The organism is Amycolatopsis thailandensis (genome assembly GCF_002234405.1).
GTDB classification, from domain to species: Bacteria; Actinomycetota; Actinomycetes; order Mycobacteriales; family Pseudonocardiaceae; genus Amycolatopsis; species Amycolatopsis thailandensis.
In genome coordinates, this window is sequence record NZ_NMQT01000092.1 from 13,105 (window position 1) to 31,005 (window position 17,901).

Consider the following 17,901-nt stretch of genomic DNA (forward strand, 5'->3'; position numbering starts at 1 on the left):
CCTCACGCATTTAGTCCTCTGAATGCGGTAGTTCGCGAACCCAACTACCGCATTCAGAGGACTAAATGCGTAAGGGGCTAGCGGGCCGAGAGCAGGTAGAGGCTTTGGGTGCCCATCCACGGCGAGTGGATCGTCCAGGTCGCGAGGGCGTTCGCCGGCGGCGCCTTGCGGGTGGTGGCCAGCACCAGATCCGGGGTCGCGGGCGGGACGCTGTGGTCGAAGAACCGGAAGTTCGCCGCCAGCAGCGCCTTGCCGAGCTCGCTGCTGCGGTTCTTCGTCTCGGTGATCGCCGGGTCGACCGAGCCGCGGTCGGAGAACTGGTCGACGATGTCGCAGTCGCAGGAGTAGGCGAGCGCGCCGACCTCGCCCGCGCTCTCCACCTTGCGCCCCTTGGTCAGTTCGGCCAGTTGCGAGCCGATCCGGCGGTACTCGTCGGACGCCGCGTGGTTACTGGTGATGGGCGCGAACCGGCGCGGCAGCTCGGGAGTGGCGTAGGCGAAGGCACTTAAGAGCAGGAACGCGCCGGCGAGGATCCCCGCGCCGAGCCGAGCCCGGCCAGGGACGGCGCAAGCGGCCGCGGCGAGGAAGACCGTCGCGCCGACGATGCTCGGCGCGTAGTACCAGTGATACGGCGGGACGTTCAGCCAGCAGTAGGCCAGATAATGCGCCGCACCGGCGATCGCGAGGGTCGCGAACGGCGCCAGGCGCTTCGCCCGCTCCGAACCGCGACGGTAGTGGAACGTCCACAGTAGACCGGCGAGCCCGCCGATCACGAGCGGCAGAAAGGAAAGTGTCGCCGCCAGTGGGAAGTTGCGCCAGTACAGCAGCGGGCCGTTGGTGAAGCTGAACGGTCCCCACGAGCGCTGCATGATCTTGATGACCAGGGTGTCCGGCACCGCCGAACCCAGGGTCAGCCAGCTGAACCCGAACCACGGCAGCATCACCGCGAGCGCGGCGAACGTCATCCGCCAGATGCCCACCCAGAATTCGCGGCGCGCGAGGAACAGCACGAACGCGATCAGCAGCAGGTCGATCCGGATCAGCGCGATCAGGCCGATCACCGCGCCCGCGGCGGCGGGACGGCGTTCGTGCAGCAGCACCATCAGCCAGACGACGGCCGCCGCGCCGAGGGCGACTTCGAGGCCGACCGACGACAGCAGCAGCGGGTTCACCAGCAGCAGGCCCAGCGCCAGCGGGGCGAACCCGCCGGGGAGACCGGTCGCGGCGCCGATCCAGCGCAGTCCGAGGACGAGCGCCACCTGGCTCGCGACGAAGACGATCCCGGCGGCGAAAACGGCGTCCCGGACGATGAACGTGATCAGCGCCAGCACGAGGACGTTCAGCGGCGACGTCGCGGTGTTGGCGGTGCCGTCCTCGATCAGGCCCCAATGGCCGTGGAAGGCGAGGTTCTTCGCGTACGACAGCGTGATGTACGTGTCGTCGATCAAATGCCCGCTGACCAGCACGAACACCAGGGCCGAAGCGACCGCCGCCCCGGCGGGCAGCACCCAGGGGCGGGTCAGGACGGCGACTCCCGGCAGCGCACCGGAGGCCTGGGGCAGTTCAGCGGAGGCGCTTCGCATCACGAGTACGGTACACGCTGCCGTGATGATTCCGTTATCTACCCTCCGTGGGACTCGTCACCTGCGACGGTCCCACGGACGGATGATCATCGGTTCCCGTCGTGACGCCAGCCGCGGTCACCAGGGCCGCCATGGAAGTCACGGTGTGCGCCGGGACCGTCCTGACCACGGTGTTCACGGGAGAAACCGGGCCGGTCGCCGTCACGGGAAGCCAGGCCGACGGCGGTGCCGATGACGCCGCCGCCGAGGATGAAGCCGAGGAGGCCGACCGCGGCCAGTTGTGTCGCGCGGTGCCCGGCGAAGCGACGGAAACCGCCCTTCTTCGGCGGAGCCTGCTGCGCGGGCACCCACCCGGGCGGCGGCCCGGCGGGCGCGGCGGAGGTTTCGGCAGGACGCTCGTCGGGTTTCTTCGCGGTCTCGTCACCGACGGCGGGCTGCTCGACCGTCTTGTCCTCGTCTTCGGACGGCCGCTGCGGGTCGCTCATCTTTCGCTCCTAGGTCGATGGGAGCAGGTGTCCTACCCGCTCCCACCACCGAGGATGCGTGCGCAACCTGTGGATGCGCTGTGTCCGAGCTGTCGAATCAGAGGTAGAACGACAGGAACAGCGTGACGACCCAGCTCGCGCCGAGCACCTGGAGCACGCGGTCCTTGAGCGCGATCTCCTCGGGCTCGCCCGCGTTGCCGCCGTCGACGTCGACGGCGTAGCGCAGGACCGCGACCACGAACGGGACCATCGAGACGACCGCCCAGACCGAGTCGTGCTCGACCTGGCGGATCTCGAACGCCCACAGGCAGTACGACATGATCAGGATCGCCGCGGACGTCGCCCAGACGAACCGCAGGTAGCTCGCCGAGTACTTCTTGAGCGAAGACCGGATCTTCGCCCCGGTGCGCTCGAAGAGCATGATCTCGGCGTAGCGCTTGCCCGCCACCATGAACAGCGAGCCGAACGCGGTGACCAGCAGGAACCACTGCGACATCGCGATACCGGCGGCCACACCACCGGCGATCGACCGCATCAGGAAGCCCGAGCCGACGATGGCCAGATCGACCACCGGCTGGTGCTTGAGCCCGAAGCAGTAGCCGAGCTGGACGGCTTCGTAGACCGCCAGCACGACCGCGAGCTGCCAGCTGGCGAAGAACGAGATGCCGAGGCCGAGGGCGAAGAACACGACCGCCGAGACGTAGGCCACCGGGACCGGCACGATCCCGGCCGCGATCGGCCGGTTCCGCTTGGTCGGGTGCGCCTTGTCGGCCTCGACGTCGACGGCGTCGTTGATGAGATAGACCGAGGAGGCCACCAGCGAGAACGCCGCGAAGGCGATCAGCGCGGCGATCAGCAGGCCGGTCCGGTCCGTCGACTTCGAAAAGGCGAAGAACGGCGCGGCGAACACCAGCACGTTCTTCACCCATTGACGCGGCCGTGCCGTCTTGATGATGCCGCCGACGAGACCGCCGGCGATCTTCTTCGGTTCGGCGGCCTCGGCCACGGGTTCTACGTCGTCAGGCTTGGAATCGGCCTTCTCGGTCGTTTCACTCATCGTCGCTTCAGCTTCCTACGTATCAAGCCGCCGACTACGCCCCCAAGGGCCGCTCCGGCCAGAACGTCGGTCGGGTAGTGGACGCCGAGCACGAGCCGGGAGGCCAGCATCGGCGGTACCAGGGCCGGGACCAGGTTACGCCCGGTCAATCCGGAGTAGAGCACCGCCGCCGCCGTAGTCGAGGTCGCGTGCGAGGACGGGAAGCTCAGCTTGCTCGGCGTGGAGACCAGGACCTCGACGCTTCCGTGGTCCGGTCGTGGCCGCCTGACCACGCGTTTCACCGCGATCGACGCGGCGTGCGCGCCGACGACGCCCGCCGCCGCGACCAGCCAGTCCTTGCGCCGCTTCTTGTCCACCGCGGCCCCGACGAGCCCCAGCGCGAACCATCCCGCGCTGTGCTCGCCGAAGTGCGAAAGACCCCGTGCCGCCTTGACCGTGACATCGCTCTTCAGGACGCCCTGCACCTTCGACAGGACAGCCACTTCACCCGTGGGCGCGCCCTTCTCAAGCATCGAGGGACCCGTCGAGAGGCGCGCCATCGGTCAGGTGCGGCGCGATCTTGTTGTCGAACGCGGACAGCGCCGAGCCGATGGCCATGTGCATGTCGAGGTACTTGTAGGTACCGAGACGGCCGCCGAACAGCACGTTCTTGTCCTTGGCCTCGGCCTTCGCCAGCTCGCGGTAGGCCTCGAGCTTCTCGCGGTTCTCCGGGGTGTTGATCGGGTAGTACGGCTCGTCGGCCTCGCCGGCGAAGCGGGAGTACTCGCGGAACACGACCGTCTTGTCGTTCGGGTAGTGCTTGCGCTCCGGGTGGAAGTGCCGGAACTCGATGATCCGGGTGTAGGGCACTTCTTCGTCGTTGTAGTTGACGACCGAAGCTCCCTGGAAGTCGCCGGTCTCGACGACCTCGGACTCGAAGTCCACCGTGCGCCAGGTGAACCGGCCCTCGGAGTAGCCGAAGTAGCGGTCCAGCGGCCCGGTGTAGACGGTCGGGGTGCCGGCGGGGATGTGCTCGCGGACGTCGAAGTAGTCGACGTTCAGCCGCACCTCGATGTTCTCGTGCTCGGCCATCTTCTCGAGCCACGCGGTGTAGCCGTCGACCGGCAGACCCTCGTAGGTGTCGTTGAAGTACCGGTTGTCGAAGGTGTAGCGGACCGGGAGCCGGGTGATGATGTCGGCGCCGAGGTTCTTGGGGTCGTTCTCCCACTGCTTGGCCGTGTAGCCACGGATGAACGCCTCGTACAGCGGGCGGCCGATCAGCGAGATCGCCTTCTCTTCGAGGTTCTGCGCGTTCGCGGTCTCGAACTCCGACGACTGCTTGGCGATCAGCTCGCGGGCCTCGTCCGGCGTGTGGGACTTGCCGAAGAACTGGTTGATCAGCGCCAGGTTCATCGGCAGCGGGTAGACCTGGCCCTGGTACTTGCCGAACACCCGGTGCTGGTAGTTCGTGAAGTCGGTGAAGCGGTTGACGTACTCCCACACACGCTTGTTCGAGGTGTGGAACAGGTGCGCACCGTAACGGTGCACCTCGATCCCGGTCTCCGGCTCGGCTTCGGAGTAGGCGTTGCCACCGATGTGATGGCGCCGCTCCAGCACGAGGACCTTCTTGCCGAGCTCGGCCGCGGCCCGTTCGGCCACGGTCAGCCCGAAGAATCCGGACCCGACCACGATGAGGTCGTAGCCGGCGAAATCGGCTTCAGTAATCTTGTCGGGGTTCGTGTGCGCGCTCACGGGCGTCGAGGGTACGCAGGTCACCTCCGTGCCCTGCACCGAGCACCGGTTTTCACCTTCGACAGACACATTTAGGAAGCAGTGCCTACTCCGGACACCTTCTGGTCGTATTTCGGTGCGACCATCACGTACCTCGCCGTGCTGGCGGTCCCCGGCGGACTCGTCGGCCGGGCCGCGGGCCTGCGCGGCTGGGCCCTCGCCGGGCTGGCCCCGCTGTTGTCCTACACGGTAACCGGGCTGGCCGGTCCGTGGCTGGCACTCGCTGGCGTGTCGTACAACCCCCTGACCGTGGCGGCGGTCACGGCCGTGCTCGCCGGGATCGGGTTCGGTCTCAGAAAGCTGGGGCAGAGCCGCGGCTGGATCAAGCCGGGCGCCGAAGATCCGCCGACGAAGTGGCACCCGCGTGCGCACTACGCCGTCGCGGCCTGCGTCGCGCTGGCCGTCGGCATCTCGATCCTCGTGGTGCTCTCGGCGCGCGGCGGGACGACCGCGGTGTTCCAGCGCTGGGACACCGTGTTCCACGCGAACGGCATCCGCTACATCGCCGAGACCGGCGACGGCTCGCTGACCGGCATGGGCACCGTCAACTGGTACCCGGACGGCTCGTTCTACCCGAACGCGTACCACCTGGTCGGCTCGCTCGTGTACTCGATCTCGGGGACGACGATCCCGGTCACGCTGAACGCCATCACCATGCCGGTCGCCGGGATCTTCGCGCTGTCGATGGTCGCCCTGATCCGCCAGCTCGGCGGACGGGCGGTGTTCGCGGGGTGCACGGCCCTGGTGGCCGCCGCGGCCACCACCGGCGCGTACGAGTCGGTGTCGAGCGGGCTGCTGCCGTTCGCGCTCGGGATCGTGCTGACGCCGCTGGCCGTGGTCGCCTTGGCCCGGTTCCTCGCGCGGCCGGGCCTGGACACCGGCTACGTGCTCGCGCTGACCGCCGTCGGGTTGCTGGCGGCGCACTCGTCGGCGCTGTTCGGCGCGCTGCTGTTCGCCTTTCCGCTGGTGGTGCAGCGCTGGTACCGCGCGCTGCGGCACAAACCGCTCGACGGCGTGCCGGATGGCCGCCGCGGCTGGCGGGTCATCGGCGGCGACGTCGTCAAGATGGTGCCGGTGATGGCGGGGAGCGCGCTGCTCGCGGCGCCGCACATCCTGGGCGCCCTGAAATTCACTTCGGGTTCATACCCCTATTACGCGTGGGGCTCGCAGCTGCCGGTGCTGAAGTCGCTGGGGCTGCTGGTGACCTTCCGGCAGGTGCTGAGCGCGCCGCAGGTGTGGCTGACGGTGCTGCTGGCGATCGGTGTCCTGAGCCTGTTCCGGCTCGGCCGGATGCGCTGGGTGGGGCTTTCCGCGATCGGCTTCTCGGGGTTGTTCGTGCTGGTCGCCTCGTTCGGCGCGGAACCGTGGGTGATCTCGCTGTCGCGGCCGTGGTGGAACGACCGGTACCGCCTGATGGCGCTCGCCGCGATCCCGCTCTGCCTGCTGGCCGGGCACGGGATGGCGGAGCTGCAACGCTGGTTCGCGAAGTGGGCGAGCGGGCGCTCCTGGGTGAAGAGCCGTCCCGCGCTGCCCGCCCGGCTCGGGCTGGCGACCGCCGTGTTCGTCGTGGCCGCGTCGGCCGTGCTGACCAAGGGCTTCTACACCGAGTCGAACGCGCACGCGGTGTCGTTCCTGTACTACAACGGGCCCGAGGGCGAGGTCACGCCGCCGGTCAGCGCCGACGAACTGGCCGCGATGAACGAGCTGACCAAGATGAACATCGGACCGGACGAGAAGGTGCTCAACGAGCGCTTCGACGGGACGGCCTGGCTGTACGCGATCACCGGCATCCACCCGGTCGCCGGGCACTACGACCCCGGTGTGCCGCCGCCGGACGCGAAGTACCTGGCGCTGCATTTCCGGGACTACGACACCGACCCCGAGGTGCAGGCCGCGGTGAAGCGGCTGAACATCAAGCACGTGCTGATCGGGAGCACGCCGATCAAGATCGGCGAGCCGCCGGCGCCGGGGCTCCGGGATCTGGACGGGCTGAACTTCCTGCGGAAGGACTTCGGCAACGCGGGCGCTTCGATCTACACCCTGACCCGCTAGACGACCTGACCCGTCGACGTGGGCTGAAGGGCGCTTTCCCCGCATGCGACGCGGTGAAAGCGCCCTTCGCCGCGTGAGAGGCGAGGACGGTTCTGGCGGACGCGTGTTTGACTACCCACTGGTGTGGCTGGCGAGCGTGGAGGATCCGGGACGTTGAACGTCCCAATTCCTTCACCGTCGCGCCCTGGCAGCCGCGGAACCATCACTCACGCCCAGTTCAGGCGTGGGTAGGTAAACACCGGTCCGCTCTGACCGTCCTCGCGTATCTGGATGCAGCACTCGGGTGTTCCGCCGCTGAGCACGCGAGATCCGGCTCCAATCACGCGAGATCCGGCTTCGATCACGCGAGTGACGTGCCGCGTCACCAACGCGCCCGAAACACCACCGTCGAGCCTCAGTCCACAGCACTAACGTCTCGATCGCCGGGTTCGAAGACGTGACTCGCGTGCTCGGACACGTCACTCGCGTGATTGGGGACGTGACTCGCGTGACTCGCGGGCCGAAAGTTCAAGGCTCGCGTGGTCGCGGACTGCCCCTGCCGCGACCACGCGAGCCTCAGTCCCCCATTCACCCCCGGGGTGACCCATGAGGGGCAGCCGCTGAAGGGCCGCACCCACTCGCTGTACTCATCCCTCAGACGACCGTGGGACGGACCTGGTTGAGCGGAGCCGCCGATGTCACCCGATCGGCCTAGAGGTTCCTGCCCTGTAGTACCGGGAGTACGTCGCTGACGACCTCTTCGAGGGTCGACTCGCGGCCGACGTAATAGTCCCCGGACCGCGGCCAGTGCGTGACGATGTCGGTGAACCCGAGTTCACCGGCCCGCCCGGCGGCGTCGGTGAACGCGCCCACGCTGGAGAGGGAGAAGACGGGCGCCGAGTCGAGGCTCAGGAACCGCTGAACGCCCGCCTTGTCCCGGCCGACGGCGTCGAGCCGCTCGTCGAAGGTCTTCACGAGTTCCGCGACGCCCTTCCACCACTCGTCCTGGGTCTCCGCCTTGATGCCGGTGGTGGCCCAGCCCGCGCCGAACCGCGCGGCGAGCGTCATCGTGCGCGGGCCGTTCGCGGCCACCAGGAACGGCAGCCGTGGCCGCTGCACGCAGCCGGGCAGGTTCCGGGCACCCTTGGCCCGGTAGTAGTCGCCCTCGAAGTCGAAACCGTCGGTCATCAGCAGTCCGTCGAGCGCTTCGACGAACTCGGTGAAGCGGTCCGTGCGTTCCTTGGCCGACAGTTCGGGGCCGTCGAGCACGGCGGCGTCGTAGTGGGTGTGCGGGACGCCGGCGCCCACGCCGAGGATGAACCGGCCGTCGGAGATGTCGTCGAGGGTGGTCAGCTCGCGGGTGAACGGCACCGGGTGCCGCGCGACCGGCGACGCGACGAAGGTGCCCAGTCTGATCCGCGACGTCACCATGGCGGCCGCCGTCAACGTTGGCATCGCACTGAACCACGGGCCGTCGACGAGGTTTCGCCAGCCGAGGTGGTCGTACGTCCAAGCGTGGTCGAAGCCGTATTCCTCGGCGGCCCGCCATTTCGGCTCGGCCGCCCACCAACGATCTTCCGGAAGGATCACGATGCCTACGCGCACACCCGGGAAGGTACTGGTCCAGACCGACCCTTCGCCCGATGGGCGGATCTTCGGGGACAATGCGCGAGTGGAAAAACCCCTCTTGATCGCCTCCGACGTCGACGGAACCCTGCTCGGCCCGATGGAGGCCCTGACCGAACGCACGATCGGCACCGTCCGGCGGGTCACCGAGGACGGAGTCCCCTTCGTGCTGGTCAGCGGCCGTCCGCCGCGCTGGATCGCCCCTATCGCGAACCCGCTGGACCTGACCGGGTACGCGGTCTGCGCGAACGGCGCGGTGCTGTACGACATCGGGGCGGACCGGATCGTGGCCGTCCACGGCATGCTGGAACCGACGCTGCTGCACGACGCCGTGAGTGCTCTTGATCACGCTCTTCCCGGCTGCCGGTACGCCGCCGAGCGGATCGGCGAGTCCGCGCTCGACGAGGAAATGCGCAACTTCGTGATCGAACCGGACTACCACAACCCGTGGGGTGACAACGAGGGCACGCAGGCGCCGCGGGCCGAGGTGCTCGGGCATCCGGCGATCAAGCTGATGATCAGCAGGCGCGGAATGACCTCGGACGAGATGGCGAGGGCGGCACGCGAGGTGCTCGAAGGTTCGGTCGACATCACCTACTCGACGAACTCCGGCCTGATCGAGGTCTCCGCGCACGGCATCACGAAAGCGACCGGGCTGGCCGAGGTCGCCGAGCGGCTGGGGGTGCCGGCCGGGCGGGTGATCGCGTTCGGTGACATGCCCAACGACATCGAGATGCTCGGCTGGGCCGGGCACGGGGTGGCGATGGCGAACGCGCACCGTCACGTCCTGGACGTCGCCGACGAGGTGACCGCGCCGAACTCCGAGGACGGCGTCGCGCAGGTGCTCGAACGCTGGTTCTGACCCGCGTCGGTCAGGGTGACCGGGGACGGGTCTCGCGTGCTTACAGGCGGAACTCGCGTGCGTAGAGGCGGAACACGCGTGTCTGGAGGCGGAACTCGCGTGATCAGCGGCCTTCGCGGTCGAGCTCGGCGGCCTTTTCCGGCGTCGGCGCGGTACCGCCGAGGTGCGCGGGCAGCCACCAGCGCTCGTCGTCGGAGCCGGGCTTCTCCGGGTAGTCCGCCTGGACGCGCTCCACGAGCGCGGACATCCGCACGCGAAGGTCCTTCGAAAGGACTTCGGCGTCCTCCTCGGCCTTCGGGTGCATCGGCTCGCCGACGAGGATCGAGATCGGGACGTGGCGCTTCGTGAGGTCCTTCGGACGGCCCTTGGTCCACAGCCGCTGCGTGCCCCACAGCGCCATCGGCACGACCGGGACGCCGGCTTCGGCGGCCATCCGGACTGCGCCGGATTTGATGTCCTTCACGGTGAAGGACCGGCTGATCGTGGCTTCGGGGAACACCCCGACGACCTCTCCGGCCTTCAGGCGCTCGACGGCTTCGCGGTAGGACGCGAGCCCCGCGCCGCGATCGACGGAGATGTGGTGCATACCGCGCATGAGCGGCCCGGCGATCCGGTTGCCGAAGATCTCCTTTTTCGCCATGAACCTGACCAGGCGTTTCGCCGGCTGCGCGCCGAGCCCGCAGAAGATGAAGTCGAGATAGCTGACGTGGTTGCAGGCGATGACCGCCCCGCCCGTCGACGGGATGTGCTCGGTCCCCTCCACCCGGATGCGGTTGTCCAGCACCCGGAACATGAGCTTCGCCGCCATGATGACGGGCGGGTAAACGAGTTCGGCCATTCGTCCAGGTTACGCTACCGTAGGGTAACCAACCTACGGTCGCGTAGGTCACAAGCGGCTGCTGACGTCATCACCCCAGGTCACTGCCCTAAAATGTGCTCGTGACGCACGAGACCACCGAAATCACGCTCATGCCGCGAGGAAGACCCGGCGCTCAGCGCCTCTGGGCTTATCTCGCGCTGGGCACGGTGTCCCTGATCAATCTGATCTCCTTCATGCCGAAGTTCCCCAAACCGCATGAAGCGGCCTGGGGCGACGCGCTGAACTACTACCGCATGTCGGAGCAGACCGGCGCGGCCGTGGACAACCCCTTCGCGTTGCGGATGCTGAGCCCGTGGATCATCCACCGCGGCAACCTGCTGACCGGACTCTCGCTCGACGTCCTCTGGGTGGCCTTCACCTTCGTGGTCACGCTCGCCACGGTGATCGTCTTCTTCGAATTCCTGCGCTCGTACCTGAAATTGCAGCTGTTCACGTCGGTGCTCGCCGCCGTCGCGCTGGCCTGCACGTTCTGGTACGCGCCGTACGCCTTCAGCAACCCGTGGCTGGTCGACCCGCTCAACAACCTGCTCTACCTGCTCGCGATCTGGTTCATCCTCAACCGCAAGCTGATCCCGTTCGCGATCGTCATCGTGCTCGGCGCGATCAACAAGGAGACGACGCTCCTGCTGGCTCCGCTGTACCCGCTGATCGCGTGGACGCGCGGCCGGTCGTTCCGTGATCGCGATGTCCTGGGGGGCATCGGCGTGTTCGTGGTCGCCGCCGGGATCTACGTCGGCTACCGGATCTGGGCTCAGAACCTCATCGGCGGCGACTACGGCTTCGGCGCGGGGCAGTCCAACAGCGGCTTGCTCGACAACATCCGCTTCGCGCTCAACGCGGGCAAGGGCACCGGCCAGGTCGAACTGTTCACCACGTTCCACTTCTTCTGGCTGATCTTCGGCTACGGCCTTTACCAGCAGTACCGCCGTCACGGTCTGCGCGCGGAACTGCTGATCGCCAGCATCTGGCTGTTCGCCTGCTGCCTGGCCGGACGGCTCGTCGCGACCGACACGGCGCGGGTCTTCGTGATGATGGCGCCGCTGCTCATCGCGCTCGTCGCCGTCGTGCTCGACCAGCAGCGAGGCGAGGGACGGCGGCTCTGGGTCGGCGCGCTGTTCTTCCTCTACATCGCGGTGAACCTGCGGTTCGTCGGCGGTGCGGCGGTGTTCTGGGTCGACGCCGTCGCGCTCCTGATCTTCGCCGCGTTGGTGTCGTTCCCGGCGACAACGCGGCAGGCGGGTTTCAAGGGCTTCAACGGCTTCCGGCCGCATCAAGGGAGATTGGACGTCGAGGACGACGTCAAATCCTCCTGACGCGCGAAAGTCACCAGCGCCAGGACGACGCCGAGCAGCGTGCAGTACAAGGCGATCGCCTGGTGCTTGACGTTCTCCAAGCCGTCGCCCAGCGCGGCCAGCGCGAACTGGCCGACGGCGACGGCGAGCAGGAAGCCCAGCGCGATGCCCACCGCGTCACGCCGGGCCTTCCAGCCGCGCCAACCGAGCAGGAACCAGATCGGCAGCAGGGCGAAGAAACCCAGTGGCGCCAAGAGTTTCGTGATGGTCGACGCCACCGGGACGCGGTGTTCCTGTGCCTCCGGCGCGAACCCGGCCGACTGGTCGAAGCTGCCGAGGTAGGGCGGGCGCGCGGTGAGCAGATCGCCCGCCGCGCGGTCCAGGATCCCGACGGTGCGCCAGGGATGCGTCGCGAAGTACTCGACGACGTTGCGCCTGCTGATCTGTTCGCGGTACCGCGGGTATTCGGGGTCCATCGTCGCGGGTTTCGGATGCCACCAGCCGTTGCCCGCGTACTGGCCGAACGAAGCGGGCAGCCCCAGCGCGGCGAGGTCGGCCCCGGTGTCGTGCCGACCGTCCACAATGGTCAAGAAGATCGTGTTGAACATGTTGATCTCGCGCGAATCGTCACCAGGACGCGCGGCGAGTGAGCCGTCGGGAAGCTTCGCCGGTTCGACGGTCTGCTGGGCGTACGCCGTGCCTCCGGCGAGCGCGCCGACGACGAACACCGCGGGAAGCCAGCGCTTCAAACCCCTGACTCCGGCCGGGCGGACGAGCAACGCGGCGAGCGCGAGCAGCGGCAGGATCATCAGCGTCTGGACCTTGGCGTTGACCGCGATGACGCCGCCGAAGAGAAGCACGGCCAAGCCCGCGTAGCGCCACCACCCGGGTCGCGCGGACACCAGCAGGCCGCCGACCGCCAGGAGAAGACCGAGGAACGCGGCGCCTTCGCCGAGCACGGAGGCGAAGTAGCCGAAGAACGCGGAGTCCGCGACGACCAGCAGCAGCCCGACAGCCGCGAAGCCTCGGACGCGACGCGAGTACGGCAGCCCGACGACGATCAACGCGACCGCGGCGGCGGCGAGGACGCTGGTGAGCACGCCGAGCACCACCAGGCTCAGTGTCGATTCGAGGCCGAGCAGCCCGCCGATCGACCGCGCGATCCGCGCGAACCAGCTCTGGGTCAGGAGATAGGTGGCGTCGCATTCGCCCGCCGGCGCGGTGTAGGAGAGGCGCACGAACGGCTCCGGCTTGCCCTTCCACGGGATACCCGCGCCGCACAGCACGCGGAAGCCGTCGCCGTTGTCGGCCATCCCGACCGGCCTCGGCACGAGGAAGCGGACGAGCAACACGGTGAGCGCGGCGGCGAACACGCCGAGGCCGAACAGGCGCGAAGAGGAGCCAAGCGCTGCTGGTCGGCTGGGGGAAACGCGTTCGTCGACACTCACGAAGGGCACGGTACGTGGCGGAAATCGGGTGAGCGGTCGAGGGCCGCTCTCACCGAGCGTTCGACGTCCGCCCGCAGGAACACGGTGAGCCAGGACGGCGTTCCTTCACGCGCGAAGGTCGCGACGCGGTACCTCGCGACGTACGCCGGATCGATCACGCAGGACTGCGTCGGCGAGTAGCCGTTGTCGGTGATGACGGCGATCGTCGGATGCCGCCGGGTGACGAGGGTCTCGCCCGCTTCCTCGGTCTGCCCTCGGACGCCGACGATCTGGAGCTGCGTTCCGGCGTGGTAGGACAGCACGCCGGGCGCGGACGTGCTCACGATCGAACCGGGCGGCAGGTAGGCGTCGAGCCAGCGGCCGATCTCCTCCAGTTGCGCTCCGTGGTCGTGCCAGGCGCGCACGCGGGCCAGCATCTCCGGGCTGAACACCGAGACCAGCACCGCGAGCCCGGACAGCGCCATCGCGGCGGCGGGCATCAGCCGCCTGCCCCGCGGACGCGGCCGCGGACTCGGTTTCGCCGTCGCGGTGAGCACGCCGTAGACCGATACGGCCGCCACCGACAGCAGCGGCGGGATCGGCGCGAGCAGGCGCCAGGCAGGCCTCGCGTCGCCGCCGAAGAAGACCACGAAACCGGTGAGCGCGACGGCGGTGACGAGCATCAGCCAGGTCAGCGACCTGGCCTCGGCCTCCCCCGGTGTCCGGCCGGCGCGACGCAGTGCCAGCGCCACCGCCGCGACCAGGCCGAGCAGCACGAAACCCTGGTGGACCACCGAGAAACCCGACAGGTACCGCCAGCCGTGGTCGATCCGATCCGGAACGTCGAGGTCGAAGGGGATGACCACCGACGTCGGCAGGACATGGTCGTAGTAGGTCATCCGCCACGCCGTCCACGGCGCGGCGAAGACGAGCCCGCCGAGCAGCCAGCCCGCCGGGGCCCACCAGGAGTGGCGGCCGCGCAGGGCGGCGACGACCAGCCAGCCGCCGACGAGCACCGCGAGCAGGACCCCCGCCGGGCGCGTCATCATCGCGAAGGCGACGAGCACGCCCGCGACGACCGGGCGCCGCGCCGCGAGCGAGGCGAAGACCCCGAACACCAGCAGCACGAACAACGGCGTCTCGGTGCCGGATCCGCCGTACGCGGCGAGGCCCCCGGCGCCCGCGACGAGGACCGCGGCGGCCACCCCGGCGGCCGGGCGCGGCTCCCCCGCGGCCCGCTCGACCACCCGGTTCACCGTCACGTGCGCGAGCAGGACGGCGCCGAGGGTGGCGAGAACGCCGAGCACGATCGCCGAGGTTTCGATATCGGCGTCGAAAGCGGCCTTCGGCAACGCGATCACGATCATCCAAAGGAAATTCGCGTAACCCTCGATCCGCTCGCCGGTGTTGAACACCGGACCATTGCCGTCGGCGATGTTCTGGGCGTAGCGGAAAGTGATGTACGCGTCTTCCGCGATGGTCGAAAACAACAGCTGGTGCGCCGCGGAGAAACCGAGGGTGAGCAGCAGCGCGACCGCGCGCCAGTTCTTGTCGGCGCTGATCTTGGGCCAGGCCACCAGCACGAAGATCGCGAGCACGGACCAGGCGACGGCAAGCGCGATCACCACCTGATCCCACCCTCCCGGGCCGAGCCGCTCCGTATGCGAAAAAGACTACGGTCAAGTATCGAACGCCGCGCCAAGGTGTTTCTTTCGGCGCAGTCAATTGACACGAACGGGTGAGTCGAGTGTGCGCGGAGTAGACGGTGCTCCGCCGAATTCCCCCGCGGGATGTGACTCCTTCGGGTAACGGCCCTCAGCGGTTAATCTGGCCGCCCATTCCGTTCCGCACCTCGGGAGTTCCGTGCGGATACCCCACTCCGCTTTCAGACGCTGAGGACACCTTGTGCCCACCCAGACCTCCCTCCTGACCGACATCGTCACGGTCTGTGTCGCACTGCTCGCCATCGGCCTGCCCGGTCTGCTCACCGGTCTCGCCGCCGGCCTGCGCGGCTGGGTGCTCGCGGGGATGACGCCGTTGCTGAGCTACGCCATCGGCGGTCTCGCCGGGCCGTGGTCGGCCGCGCTCGGGCTCCCGTTCACCCCGGTGACCTACGCGGTGGCGACGGCCTTGTTCGCCGGTGTCGCCTACGGCCTGCGGCGGCTCACACTGCGCCGGTGGCCGCCCGCGCCGGAGGAACCGCTGTGGGGCCGGTCCGGGCATCTCGCCGTCGGGGCCTGCCTGCTGCTCGCGGCCGCCGTCGGGATGTACGCGGTGGTCCGCGGGATGGGCAGGCTGGACGCCATCCCGCAGGGGTTCGACGCCGTGTACCACGCGAACGGCGTCCGGCAGATCGCCGAGACCGGTGACGGCAGCCTGTTCGGCACCGGCGAGGTCAACTGGTACGGCGACGGGGCGCCAGTGTTCTACCCCAACGCCTACCACCTGCTGGCGTCCGTGGTGTACCTGCTCAGCCCGGCGAGCATCCCGCTGACGCTGGACGTGAACACCGCGCTGCTCCCCGCGTTGCTGGCGTTGTCGCTGGTCACGATGGTGCGCGTGTTCCGGGGGCGCGCGGTGTTCGCGGGCGCGGTCGCGCTCGTGTCCATCGCCCCGGTGATGGGCCTGTACGAATCGATGAGCAGGGGACCTTTGCTCCCGTTCCTGCTCGGCCTCGCGCTGACCCCGCTGGCCGCCGTCGCGGTGAAGCGCTATCTCGACCGCCCGGCGCCCGACACCGGTTTCGTGCTGCTCATCGGCGCCGTCGGGCTGCTATGCGTGCACTCGTCGGCGTTGTTCGGCGCGATCCTGTTCGCCGGTCCGCTGCTGCTGCAACGCTGGGTCGCGCCCGGTGACCGGTGGCGGCGGATCGGGCGGGATCTGCGGGCGCTGGCGATCGTCGGGGTCCTCGCGGTCGCCGTGGCCGGGCTCCAGCTGTTCGGCGCGATCGGCCTCGCGAACGGCGAAGTGCCCTACCGCAGTTGGCCGGTCGAATGGCGGGCGACGACGGCGCTCGGCGCGCTGCTGGGCTTCCAGCATTACGAGCCCTATCCGCAGATCTGGCTTTCGGCGGCGTTGCTGCTGGGCTTCATCTTCTTCTCGCGGGCGGGCGGGCTGCGGTGGATCGGCGTGACGGCGTTGATCACCGGACTCGCCTACATCGCGGTGACGTCGTCGGAGCAGCCCCTCGTGCTGGCGCTGTCCCGGCCGTGGTGGAACGACCCGTACCGGTTCATGTCGATGGCGGCGGTCCCGCTGTCGATCATCGCCGCGCACGGCCTCGCCGAGACGCAGGCGTGGCTGCGGGACACCGTGGCGCTCCGGAAGGTGCCCGCGTTCGTCGTCGCGCTGGCGGTGTTCGGCGGGTTCGCCTTCCTGAGCAACGGTTTCTACGCGCGGTCCAACGCGGAGAAGGTCGCGTCCGGCTACGCGAACACGCCCGGCATCAACCCGCACAAGCTGCCGGTGAGCCCGGACGAGGTCGTCGCGATGGAGAAGCTCGCCGAGTTCGCGAAGCCCGGCGAGCGGGCGCTGAACGACCGGCTGGACGGGACGGTGTGGACCTACGCGCTCTCCGGCGTCCGCACGACTTCCGGGCATTTCGACGAGACGCTGTCGCCGTCGGACGCGCGGCTGCTGGAGTGGCACTTCCGCGAGTACCCGTCGAATCCCGACGTGCGGGCGGCGGTGGCGCGGCTGAACGTGCGGTGGGTGATCCTCGGGCAGTACGGCTACCCGACGGGCGCCCCGCGGCAGGCCGGGCTGCGCGATCTGGAGGGGCTGAACTTCGTGACCGAGGTGTACCGCAACGCCGACGCGGTGATCTACCGGCTGAACCCCTGACGCGTTTAGTCCTCTGAATGCGGTAGTTGCCCCGCGCAAAGACCGCGTTCAGAGGACTAAACGCGGGAAGTGACGAGGCGGGCCGAGAGGGCGGCGGCGCCGGCGGTGATCAGGTCGGCGACGGTGAACATGACGCGCGAGGCGATGGCGAAGGCCGTCGCCTGGCCGACGGTGAGGCCCGACGCGGTGAGCACGGCGACCTGCGCGACCTCGCGGACACCGACCCCGCTGGGCAGGATGAACGCGAACGTCCCGACGGTCATCGCGACCGCCATCGCGCCCACGCACAGCACGAAGCCGCTGAAACCCGGCGTGCCGACGGAGTTCGCGAGCAGCCAAAGGTGCACGCCCTGCAACGCCCACGCGGCGGTCGACGAGCCGAAGACCTTCCCGACGACCGACCAGCTCAGCTGGTGGTCCAGCGGCGGGCGGCGCAGGATCCGCAGCACGAGCGACGTGCCCCAGGTCAGCACCTTCGGATGCAGCATCGCGAGGCCGACCGGGATGAGCACGAACAGCCACATCGCCCGCGGGCTGTTGCTGAACACCGCCGGGGCCGCGAGCAGCGAGACGACCAGCGCGGACACCACGCCGACGCCGAGCTGGATCAGCGAGCCGGTGAAGATCCGGGCCCTGGCGAGCCCGGCCTTGCGGCCCAGTTCCATCTGGAGCAGGTACGCCCACACCGAACCCGGCACGTATTTGCCGAGCGAGCCGACGAGGCAGATCTGCGCGCCCCTCGCGTAGCCGATCGGTTTGCCGAGGTCGTCGACCATGACCTGCCAGCCGTAGGTCGACACCATGATCGCGGCGATGAGCGCGAGCAGGCTCAACGTGGAGGATTCCCACGCGACCTCGGACAAGGTCCGCCAGAATTCACCCCAATTGGTGACGAGCGTCTTCGCCGCGAATGCGACGACCAGCAGGATGGCGACCCAGCGGACGACGTCGAGGATCTTCGCCTTGGTGGATTTCGGTTGCTTTACAGATACCGAAGTGTCCTCTTCGGGCGTTTCGACCGTCGTCACTGAACCTCCTCTGCTGT

14 protein-coding genes are annotated in these 17,901 nt (G+C 68.7%); 4 read left to right on the top strand and 10 right to left on the bottom strand.

What is annotated here, in order from left to right; translation table 11 throughout:
* Positions 1-77 precede the first annotated feature (77 nt).
* The 5 genes from CFP71_RS24855 to glf form a co-directional block, all read right to left on the bottom strand.
* A complete protein-coding gene (locus CFP71_RS24855; protein WP_093936410.1) occupies positions 78-1,583 on the bottom strand; it encodes a hypothetical protein in 1,506 nt (501 codons plus the stop codon).
* An 86-nt stretch (positions 1,584-1,669) separates the two neighbouring features.
* The gene (locus CFP71_RS24860; protein WP_093936353.1) at positions 1,670-2,068 is read right to left on the bottom strand and encodes a hypothetical protein; all 399 of its coding nucleotides are present in this window, start codon (positions 2,066-2,068) and stop codon (positions 1,670-1,672) included.
* 97 nt (positions 2,069-2,165) lie between these two features.
* Positions 2,166-3,125, bottom strand: a complete 960-nt coding sequence (locus CFP71_RS24865; protein ID WP_093936354.1) for a decaprenyl-phosphate phosphoribosyltransferase — start codon at positions 3,123-3,125, stop codon at positions 2,166-2,168.
* Positions 3,122-3,637 carry a phosphatase PAP2 family protein gene (locus CFP71_RS24870; protein ID WP_093936412.1) on the bottom strand — a complete coding sequence of 172 codons (516 nt, stop codon included), beginning with the start codon at positions 3,635-3,637 and terminating at the stop codon, positions 3,122-3,124. Before CFP71_RS24870 ends, CFP71_RS24865 begins: the two co-directional genes overlap by 4 nt.
* Positions 3,630-4,856, bottom strand: a complete 1,227-nt coding sequence (gene glf / locus CFP71_RS24875; RefSeq protein ID WP_093936411.1) for a UDP-galactopyranose mutase — start codon at positions 4,854-4,856, stop codon at positions 3,630-3,632. The genes CFP71_RS24870 and glf overlap by 8 nt, the downstream gene beginning before the upstream one ends.
* 81 nt (positions 4,857-4,937) lie before the next feature.
* Between glf and CFP71_RS24880 the strand changes: the two genes are divergently transcribed.
* Positions 4,938-6,947 carry a DUF6541 family protein gene (locus CFP71_RS24880; protein ID WP_093936355.1) on the top strand — a complete coding sequence of 670 codons (2,010 nt, stop codon included), beginning with the start codon at positions 4,938-4,940 and terminating at the stop codon, positions 6,945-6,947.
* 690 nt (positions 6,948-7,637) lie between these two features.
* Here CFP71_RS24880 and CFP71_RS24885 read toward each other — a convergent pair.
* Positions 7,638-8,531 (bottom strand): LLM class flavin-dependent oxidoreductase, encoded by an 894-nt coding sequence (locus CFP71_RS24885; RefSeq protein ID WP_093936414.1) that lies wholly within the window; start codon positions 8,529-8,531, stop codon positions 7,638-7,640.
* An 82-nt stretch (positions 8,532-8,613) separates the two neighbouring features.
* On the opposite strand from CFP71_RS24885, the gene CFP71_RS24890 reads away from it, so the two are divergent.
* Positions 8,614-9,414, top strand: coding sequence for an HAD family hydrolase (locus tag CFP71_RS24890; protein WP_167406263.1), 801 nt, complete (start codon positions 8,614-8,616; stop codon positions 9,412-9,414).
* Positions 9,415-9,517: 103 nt separating this feature from the next.
* Here CFP71_RS24890 and CFP71_RS24895 read toward each other — a convergent pair whose 3' ends face one another.
* Positions 9,518-10,252, bottom strand: a complete 735-nt coding sequence (locus CFP71_RS24895) for a lysophospholipid acyltransferase family protein (protein ID WP_093936356.1) — start codon at positions 10,250-10,252, stop codon at positions 9,518-9,520.
* 101 nt (positions 10,253-10,353) lie between these two features.
* Here CFP71_RS24895 and CFP71_RS24900 point away from each other — a divergent pair, with 101 nt between their 5' ends.
* Complete coding sequence (locus tag CFP71_RS24900; protein WP_244199819.1) at positions 10,354-11,607, top strand: hypothetical protein; 1,254 nt, start codon at positions 10,354-10,356, stop codon at positions 11,605-11,607.
* On the opposite strand, the gene wsfD is transcribed toward CFP71_RS24900, so the two are convergent.
* Together wsfD and CFP71_RS24910 are read right to left on the bottom strand one after the other, a co-directional pair.
* Positions 11,565-13,034, bottom strand: a complete 1,470-nt coding sequence (wsfD, locus tag CFP71_RS24905) for a glycan biosynthesis hexose transferase WsfD (RefSeq protein ID WP_093936415.1) — start codon at positions 13,032-13,034, stop codon at positions 11,565-11,567. The genes CFP71_RS24900 and wsfD overlap by 43 nt on opposite strands.
* Entirely contained in the window at positions 13,031-14,641 is a 1,611-nt protein-coding gene (locus tag CFP71_RS24910) for a hypothetical protein (protein ID WP_093936358.1), read from the bottom strand. The genes wsfD and CFP71_RS24910 overlap by 4 nt, the downstream gene beginning before the upstream one ends.
* 277 nt (positions 14,642-14,918) lie before the next feature.
* Here CFP71_RS24910 and CFP71_RS24915 point away from each other — a divergent pair, with 277 nt between their 5' ends.
* A complete protein-coding gene (locus CFP71_RS24915; protein WP_093936359.1) occupies positions 14,919-16,856 on the top strand; it encodes a DUF6541 family protein in 1,938 nt (645 codons plus the stop codon).
* 56 nt (positions 16,857-16,912) lie between these two features.
* Here CFP71_RS24915 and CFP71_RS24920 read toward each other — a convergent pair whose 3' ends face one another.
* Positions 16,913-17,884 carry a lysylphosphatidylglycerol synthase transmembrane domain-containing protein gene (locus CFP71_RS24920; RefSeq protein ID WP_093936360.1) on the bottom strand — a complete coding sequence of 324 codons (972 nt, stop codon included), beginning with the start codon at positions 17,882-17,884 and terminating at the stop codon, positions 16,913-16,915.
* Between the last annotated feature and the right edge of the window lie 17 nt (positions 17,885-17,901).